Source organism: Anabaenopsis sp. FSS-46 (genome assembly GCF_029891665.1).
GTDB lineage: Bacteria > Cyanobacteriota > Cyanobacteriia > Cyanobacteriales > Nostocaceae > Anabaenopsis > Anabaenopsis arnoldii.
In genome coordinates, this window is the sequence record NZ_JANQDG010000080.1 from 131,096 (window position 1) to 138,924 (window position 7,829).

Below are 7,829 nucleotides of genomic sequence, written 5' to 3' on the forward strand. Positions count from 1 at the left end.
CAAATGACTACCAAAAAAGCCCTCATCACTGGACTGACTGGACAAGATGGTTCCTATCTGGCGGAAATTCTCTTAACCAAAGGTTATCAAGTATTCGGCTTAGTCCGCCGTTCCAGCACCAGCAACCTAGAACGTATTAGCCACCTGGGAGATAATGTAGAGATTGTCTCCGGTGACCTCCTCGATCAATCTTCCTTAATGGATGTAATTACCGATTCACAACCAGATGAGATTTACAATCTTGCATCTCAAAGCTACGTCCCCCTTTCTTGGACTCAACCAGCTTTGACAGCTGAATACACAGCTTTGGGTGTTTCCCGTCTCTTAGAATCAATTCGCCGCTGCAAACCAGATGTAAGATTTTACCAAGCCTCTAGCAGTGAAGTTTTTGGTCAACCTGATGAGTCACCCCAAACCGAACGCACCGCTTTTCGTCCCCGTAACCCCTACGGTGTGGCCAAAGCTTACGCCCACTGGATGACTGTTAACTATCGGCAAAAATACCACCTTTACGCCTGTTGTGGTATTACTTATACCCACGAATCACCAAGACGGGGTACAGAATTTGTATTTCGTAAAATTACCCACGCCGTCGCCCAAATTAAACTGGGTTTGGCAAATGAACTAAAATTAGGTAATTTAGATGCCCGTCGTGATTGGTGCTACGCTAAAGATGCTGTTTATGCCATGTGGTTGATGTTGCAGCAAGAACAGCCAGAAGATTATATTATTGCCAGTGGTGAAACTCATTCTGTGAGAGAATTAGTCGAATCTGCTTTTAACAGCGTTGGTCTCAATTGGCAAGATTATGTGACAGTTGACCCCGCTTTTTACCGTCCTGATGAACCAGTGCAGTTAGTTGGTGCTGTGGATAAAATTAAAACTGAGTTAGGTTGGCAACCTCAATATAATTTCACACAACTGGTAGAATTAATGGTTGATTATGACCTGAAAAAATTGCGGGATAGCCTCGATTAACAGCATCATGTATTGGTTTAATGAAGCACAGATGAACATAATCTGTAGGTGTTTATCCTCACCTATTGATGTGTTTTACCCCACCCTCCCCATTCCCTTCACAAGGGAATGGGACTTGATTTTGTTTCTTCCGGTGTGTTCCCTGTTCCCTGTTCCCTGTTCCCCTGTTCCCTAATCCCTGTTCCCTGTTCCCCGTTCCCCTAATCCCTGTTCCCTGTTCCCTGTTCCCTGTTCCCCTAATCCCTTGAGTTATTTAATTTTTTAGTTAAAAATTGACAAGTACAATTAATGGATTTAATGAAAACATTAGACAACCCACTAATTATAAACTTATCTATTCTTTGGTCACAGCCAACAGGGATTAGTAACTACGCTCAAAATATCTTCCCTTATTTAAAATCCCTATATCCCACCTTATTAACACCACAAAAAGACCCAGAATTTAACTGCTACCCAGTTCCTAATAATCTTACCCCCGCTCAAGGCACAAAAGGACATTTGCGCCGCTTATTGTGGACACAGTTCCAACTTCCCCAAATCTATCATCACCTCAAATCTCGGTTGTTATTTTCCCCCTTACCAGAAGCACCGCTTTATAGTAACTGTCGTTTTGTGGTCGTTTCCCACGACTTAATACCATTGCGCTTTCCCAAAGCCTTATCACCCTTGACAGCTTATCATCGTTACTACGTTCCCCAAGTCCTCAAACAAGCACAACACATAATCTGCGATTCCCAAGCGACAGCAGAGGATATCATTAATTTTTATCAAATTCCCGCCAGTCAAATCACCCCCATTCTCCTAGGTTATGATCGTGAACATTTTCACCCTTTTCAAGAAAAATCACCTGACAATCCGCCATATTTTCTCTATCTAGGAAGACATCACCCTTATAAAAACTTACACCGACTCATAGCGGCTTTTGCGGAGCTACCAAATAGGGGTGAATATCAACTATGGTTAGCAGGGCCTGTTGACAGGCGTTACACACCACTTTTACAAACCCAGGTCGCAGAGTTGGGAATTACTCAACTGATAAAATTTCTCAACTATGTATCCTATGACGAACTACCAAAAATTATTCATAATGCGATCGCCCTAGTATTTCCGACTCTCTGGGAAGGCTTCGGTTTACCAGTCCTCGAAGCAATGGCTTGTGGGACTCCAGTGATTACTTCTAATCTTTCTTCCCTCCCAGAGGTAGCGGGGGAAGCAGCGATTTTAATTAATCCCTACAACCTAACAGAAATCACCGCAGCTATGCAGATGATAGCTGAAGATATGCAAATGCGATCGCACCTCTCTACCCTAGGTATAAATAGAGCCAGTCGATTCAGTTGGGAAAAAACCGGACTTGCGACTGCAGAAGTTTTATCCCGCTACTTATGAATGTTAGGCTAATTACCGTTCCCTCCCGGAATTGCAAGAATATATAGCCTTTTTCAGGCTAATGAATTACACATCAATTGCCTATTCCCTGTTCCCTGTTCCCTGTTCCCTGTTCCCTGTTCCCTGAAACTAAACAACTTTGTACCTCACGAGCATGGGAAATGCTATATACTAATTGACCAATATACAATTCATATTGAACAGTTTAGCAAAACTCCAGAAGGTAACTGGCTGTTAAGAGAATCTGACGATCAAAACGGAATCTTAACTTTAGCCTCCGCAGATTGCCAAATTCCCCATAGCCAGATTTACCAGAGAATAGATTTTTGCAGTAATTCAGATTAAGGAGTTCCCAGAGCTCCTGAGTAGACCAGACCCCGCTGCATATCCAGAGTAAGAATTGCACCATCACGAATTACCTGGGTTGCTGTTTTCACACCCACAATCACAGGGACACCCAGACGCAAACCGATGACAGCCGCGTGACTGGTTAGACTTTCATCCTCAGTAATAATACCTGCTGCCTTACGGATGGCATCAACAAAATCCGCATCAGTCCGGGGTGCCACCAAAATATCACCGGGATTAAAATTACTCACATCCATACCAGTGTGAGCCACCCTAGCACGACCACTTACCGAACCTTGTCCCAAGCCAATACCCTGACCTAGCACAGCGGTCACCACCTCAACCTTAACTAAATCAGTAGAGCCGGAAACACCTTGAAGAGTACCCGCAGTCATCACCACTAAATCACCTTCAGACAGGTAGTTATGCTCTTGAGCCACATTGATAGCAGCTTGAAAAGTCTGCCCAGTAGAAGGTAAACCTAGTACCAACAATGGTTTCACACCCCAAACCATCTGTAATTGTCGTGCCACATTCACATGGGGTGTCACAGCCAAAATCGGGGTATGGGGACGGAACTTAGAAACATTCCGAGCTGTAGCCCCTGTTTGTGTCAGGGTCATAATTGCCGCTGCGCCCAATTGTTGAGCAATTTGCCCCACAGCTTGACTAATAGCATTAGGAATAGAACGTCGCTCATCTCGGTGGGAAAGTAGGGCGGAATTTTGTGCCGCTTCCTGTTCCATGCGTTCAGCAATTCTCGCCATGGTAGCCACTGCTTCCACAGGATAATTACCCACAGCAGTTTCATTCGATAGCATCACAGCATCCGTACCATCTAAAATGGCATTAGCCACGTCTGAGACTTCAGCACGAGTAGGACGGGGATTACTCACCATACTGTCTAACATTTGGGTAGCCGTGATGATGGGAATCCCTAAGCGATTAGCTGTAGCAATCAACCGCTTTTGCAGCACAGGGACATCTTCAGCAGGTAGTTCTACACCCAAGTCACCTCTAGCCACCATCACGCCATCACATAAAGCCAGAACTTGTTCCATTTGTTCAATGGCTTCATGTTTTTCAATTTTGGCAATCACTGGAACCTGCTTACCAGTGCTAGAAATTAACTCTTTAATTTCGATGATGTCCTGGGGGTTACGTACAAAGGAAAGTGCTACCCAATCTACACCCTGGTCTAGACCAAACATGAGATCCTCGCGGTCTTTGTCGGTCATGGCCTTAATGGATAAGTAAACACCCGGAAAGTTAACACCTTTATTGTTAGATAACTTACCAGCTACCGTCACACGACAATGTAAATCGCCTTTGTCAGGGTTAATATCCTCTACCACCATTTCTACTCGCCCATCGTCTAGCAGGATTTTCGCACCTACAGGCACTTCTTGGGCTAAATAGTCGTAGGTAACACAGCTAATTTCTTGGGAGCCGACAACTGGGCGATTTGTCAAGGTGAAGCGATCGCCTTTTTCTAAAATTATCGACCCATTTTCAAACTTACCTAAGCGAATTTTTGGCCCTTGCAAGTCTTGGAGAATTGCCACAGGTTGATTTAATTCAAAGGCAGTTTGCCGAATTAAGCGAATACTACGCTGATGGTCAGCATGAGTACCGTGGGAGAAGTTGAGCCGCAGTGTCGTCGCACCAGCTTCGATAATCGCCTTCAGGTTTTCTGGGCTGCTAGTGGCAGGCCCAATTGTAGCAACAATTTTTGTCCGGCGTAGAGAGTCTCTTAATTGCATAGGGGCTGATTCTAGGGGGCTATCTCTATCTAGAGATTCATATTAATTTAAGGGGCGTTTAGTTTTCAGTCTCTGTTATATCCATAACCAACAGAGGCGGAGGATGAATGGGGGTGTGAGAGTCACTCGCAACAGAAATGATAATTTTACCCTGGTTAAGATTTCCCAAGATTTGTGAGATAGAGTAGATATCGTACACCAAACTGGGTTCCATCCTCCTGAATATAGATTTTTCAGTCAACTCTTTATTGGTTGCCTAGACACCCTACGCGAGCAGAAAAACTTATCTCTCGTCTGGAATCATAGCGTTATTCATCTGGGCTTCGGCAAATATCAAGTTAAATCTTGCTAAATAAAAGCTTACAAAAGTTTATTATTTACTCATGTTTATCGTATATTCGTAATGTTTCATTAAACAAGGAGTTAAGAATGCTCACATTGGAGGCACAGAAGTCACTAAAAATCCCCCCCAAGGAATTTTTAGCGCCTCCTGGTGATTTTAATCCCACACTGTTACTGTTTCTGTCCACAGTAACAATGCTGGTATTATCTAACTTTGGTTACTGGCTCTGGCAGTGGCCAGATTGGTTGTGCTTTACCATTAATACCATTGCTTTACATTGTGCAGGCACTGTGATTCACGATGCTTGTCACCAATCTGCCCATCGTAACCGAATCATTAATGCCATGTTAGGCCATGGTAGCGCCCTGATCTTAGCTTTTGCCTTCCCCGTATTTACACGGGTGCATTTACAGCATCACGCCCATGTCAATGACCCCAAGAACGACCCGGATCATTACGTCTCCACAGGCGGACCGTTGTGGTTGATAGCGGTACGTTTTTTGTACCATGAGGTGTTTTTCTTTCAGCGGCGACTGTGGCGTAACTATGAACTATTAGAATGGTTCATTAGCCGCTTAATTGTGGGCACAATTTTTTATATTTCCATTCAGTATCATTTTTTAGGTTACATTCTCAATTTTTGGTTTATCCCGGCTTTTTTAGTGGGGATAGCACTAGGATTATTTTTTGATTATTTACCACATCGTCCCTTTGTGGAACGCGATCGCTGGAAAAATGCCCGGGTCTATCCTGGTAAACTCCTAAATATCCTGATTTTAGGACAGAATTACCACCTGATTCATCATCTGTGGCCTTCTATTCCTTGGTATAATTACCAACCTGCTTATTATGCAATGAAGCCGTTGTTAGATGAAAAGGGTAGTCCTCAGACATCAGGTTTATTGCAGAAAAAGGACTTTTTAGAGTTTGTTTACGATATTTTTATCGGGATTAGATTTCATCGTCATCACCAATAGAAATATCCCAGCCCACCTTGGGTGGGCTGGTTTTGTGGACACAAAACGTCAAATCTCAGTAGATAAGCTTTGAGCGTAAATCACCTCAATCTTGCTACCAAGTTCCAGTTTTTCTAAAGATTCCGTGAAAAACACAAAACCTTTATATGCTGTGAGATACTTATAAATTTTTGTGAAATACCCTTCACTTGTGACAATTACTAGTGGCTGCTCCATTTTGGAGAGAATGGTCAAAAAATCTTCTAGTTTTACGCACACACCAGTTACCCGCTCATTAAACATTCTCCCGCCCATGGCAGCAGGTTGAGCCGCATCACTACCGTAATAGCTCATTTCGTGCTAATTTTTACATATAATTGACAGTCAAATTTTAAACTTTTGACTTAACCGCCTGCTGTGATGGTTGTAACGGCTGGGATAAACTCCAATCTGGACGTAATTTAGCAGCTTGGCGTAAATAAATATGATTAATTGGTGTAGAAGCTGGAAGGTAAGCGTGGATAAGAAACCGAATGCAACGCTCTAAGCTACCTTCCACGTGCATTTGTTGTACATCCAACATTGCCACATTATCCCACCCAGAACGCGATCGCGCGATGGCAGCCGGAAAAATCGCATCTAAATCACGTGTCACCGAGAAAGTCACACTAATCATCTTTTCTGGTTGGAGTTTATTCCTTTGTTCTAGTTGATCTATTAGTTCGGTTACCGCTTCTCTAATCCCTTCAATAGTGTTTTCAGCAACGGTTGTTGCTCCGCGAATAGCCCGCATTTGCCACTCCACGCCAAAATCCTCCTTACATTACTCATTGGTCATCAGTCATTGTAAAAAATTTACAATGACTGCTAATTATTTAAGGTCGATATAACCACAGTGGCAGACCACTGGTAGACATTTCAAATTCCAACCAATCAATTCCCGCCCCCAGACCTGATGAAACCAGACGGCTTCCGGGTAGAACGCGACTCAATAAAGGTTTTCGTTCTTCTAGGGTATAGCAGGGTGTCTTATCCGGATCAAGACCTACTATTTCCGCCGTCCAGCGCAGTGCATCCTCTTCAGTTCCCAGACGGTCTACAACACCTAATTCTAAAGCCTGTTCCCCGGTGAAAATCCGACCATCAGCAAAAGTCTTAACAGTTTCTAGTTCTAGAGAACGCGCCTCAGCGATGGTCTTGACAAACTGCTGATAACTCACATCAATTAACTCTTGCAGGATGCTTTGTTCTGGTACAGTCAGTTGGCGGTCAAATGCCAAAATATCTTTGTAGGGGCCAGATTTGATGACTTGGAAGGAAACACCGATTTTTTCCAGCAACCGTTCTAAGTTGTTACCCCGCAAAATCACACCAATACTACCGGTGATTGTACCAGGGTTAGCCATGATATGTTCTGCTCCCATGCCAATGTAGACACCACCAGATGCCGAAATATTGCCAAAGCTGGCGACGATTTTGATTTTATTGCGTAACCTCTTCAGGGCGCTGTAGATTTCTTGAGAATCGCCCACTGTACCCCCAGGACTATCAATACGCAGGAGTAAAGCGGGAAACTTTTTCTCTTCTATGGTTTTTAGGGCTTCTAACACGCGCTTGCGAGTAGAACCAGCTATCGCACCAGTAATTTCAATCCGGGCAATTTGTTTACGAAACTTAGACTTGAAAGGCCAGACCATGAGCAGTTAAAAAACCTCTGTAATACACTCAATATAAAATGCCTAGCGATGAAAAGAGTTTGTGAAATTATAGACAAATCTACAAAGTCACTTTACCAGGGGTAAACCTGATTGGAGTTACTCCTAACCCCTCTATCCCGTCTGCAAAAGTGTTCAGGACTGCTTTTCTTAATATGTTGTACGCCCCATTTAAATCGGCGTTTATTAACCTTCCATTGGAAGCTTTATACAACCCACGAGCTACTCTTCTACCACTAAATACACGTTCTGCCCCTTTTTGGTACTCCGGGATATTATCAAGGTCAAGAAAACTAGCCTTAGAGGTATAACTTTCTTCGTTGATAATAACTTTAAC

The 7,829-nt window shown here is 43.4% G+C and carries 7 protein-coding genes and 1 pseudogene; 3 read left to right on the forward strand and 5 right to left on the reverse strand.

Features of this window, described 5'->3' with window-relative positions:
• The first annotated feature begins 3 nt into the window (after positions 1–3).
• Both NWP21_RS09670 and NWP21_RS09675 read left to right on the forward strand, forming a co-directional pair.
• Positions 4–978 (forward strand): GDP-mannose 4,6-dehydratase, encoded by a 975-nt coding sequence (locus tag NWP21_RS09670; protein ID WP_280792528.1) that lies wholly within the window; start codon positions 4–6, stop codon positions 976–978.
• Between the two features lie 288 nt (positions 979–1,266).
• Positions 1,267–2,367: a glycosyltransferase family 1 protein gene (locus NWP21_RS09675; RefSeq protein WP_280792529.1), complete on the forward strand. Its 1,101-nt coding sequence runs from the start codon at positions 1,267–1,269 to the stop codon at positions 2,365–2,367.
• A gap of 341 nt (positions 2,368–2,708) precedes the next feature.
• On the opposite strand, the gene pyk is transcribed toward NWP21_RS09675, so the two are convergent.
• Complete coding sequence (gene pyk, locus NWP21_RS09680) at positions 2,709–4,478, reverse strand: pyruvate kinase (RefSeq protein ID WP_280792530.1); 1,770 nt, start codon at positions 4,476–4,478, stop codon at positions 2,709–2,711.
• A gap of 429 nt (positions 4,479–4,907) precedes the next feature.
• On the opposite strand from pyk, the gene crtR reads away from it, so the two are divergent.
• A complete protein-coding gene (gene crtR / locus NWP21_RS09685; RefSeq protein ID WP_271730999.1) occupies positions 4,908–5,798 on the forward strand; it encodes a beta-carotene hydroxylase in 891 nt (296 codons plus the stop codon).
• A 48-nt stretch (positions 5,799–5,846) separates the two neighbouring features.
• Here the strand turns inward: crtR and NWP21_RS09690 are convergent, their stop codons facing one another.
• From NWP21_RS09690 to NWP21_RS09705, 4 genes and pseudogenes are all read right to left on the reverse strand, one after another.
• Positions 5,847–6,131 (reverse strand): hypothetical protein, encoded by a 285-nt coding sequence (locus NWP21_RS09690; protein WP_271759970.1) that lies wholly within the window; start codon positions 6,129–6,131, stop codon positions 5,847–5,849.
• Between the two features lie 37 nt (positions 6,132–6,168).
• Positions 6,169–6,582, reverse strand: a complete 414-nt coding sequence (gene aroH, locus NWP21_RS09695) for a chorismate mutase (protein WP_280792531.1) — start codon at positions 6,580–6,582, stop codon at positions 6,169–6,171.
• 70 nt (positions 6,583–6,652) lie between these two features.
• Entirely contained in the window at positions 6,653–7,474 is an 822-nt protein-coding gene (sppA, locus tag NWP21_RS09700) for a signal peptide peptidase SppA (RefSeq protein WP_280792532.1), read from the reverse strand.
• 79 nt (positions 7,475–7,553) lie between these two features.
• Positions 7,554–7,829, reverse strand: a pseudogene (locus NWP21_RS09705) (RNA-guided endonuclease TnpB family protein); the annotation flags it as partial.

Bases quoted from the DNA above. Each gene is read 5' to 3' on its own strand.
- NWP21_RS09690 (WP_271759970.1), bottom strand. From the start codon at position 6,131: ATGAGCTATTACGGTAGTGATGCGGCTCAACCTGCTGCCATGGGCGGG.
- NWP21_RS09675 (WP_280792529.1), top strand. From the start codon at position 1,267: ATGGATTTAATGAAAACATTAGACAACCCACTAATTATAAACTTATCT.
- sppA (WP_280792532.1), bottom strand. From the start codon at position 7,474: ATGGTCTGGCCTTTCAAGTCTAAGTTTCGTAAACAAATTGCCCGGATT.
- crtR (WP_271730999.1), top strand. From the start codon at position 4,908: ATGCTCACATTGGAGGCACAGAAGTCACTAAAAATCCCCCCCAAGGAA.
- pyk (WP_280792530.1), bottom strand. From the start codon at position 4,478: ATGCAATTAAGAGACTCTCTACGCCGGACAAAAATTGTTGCTACAATT.
- NWP21_RS09670 (WP_280792528.1), top strand. From the start codon at position 4: ATGACTACCAAAAAAGCCCTCATCACTGGACTGACTGGACAAGATGGT.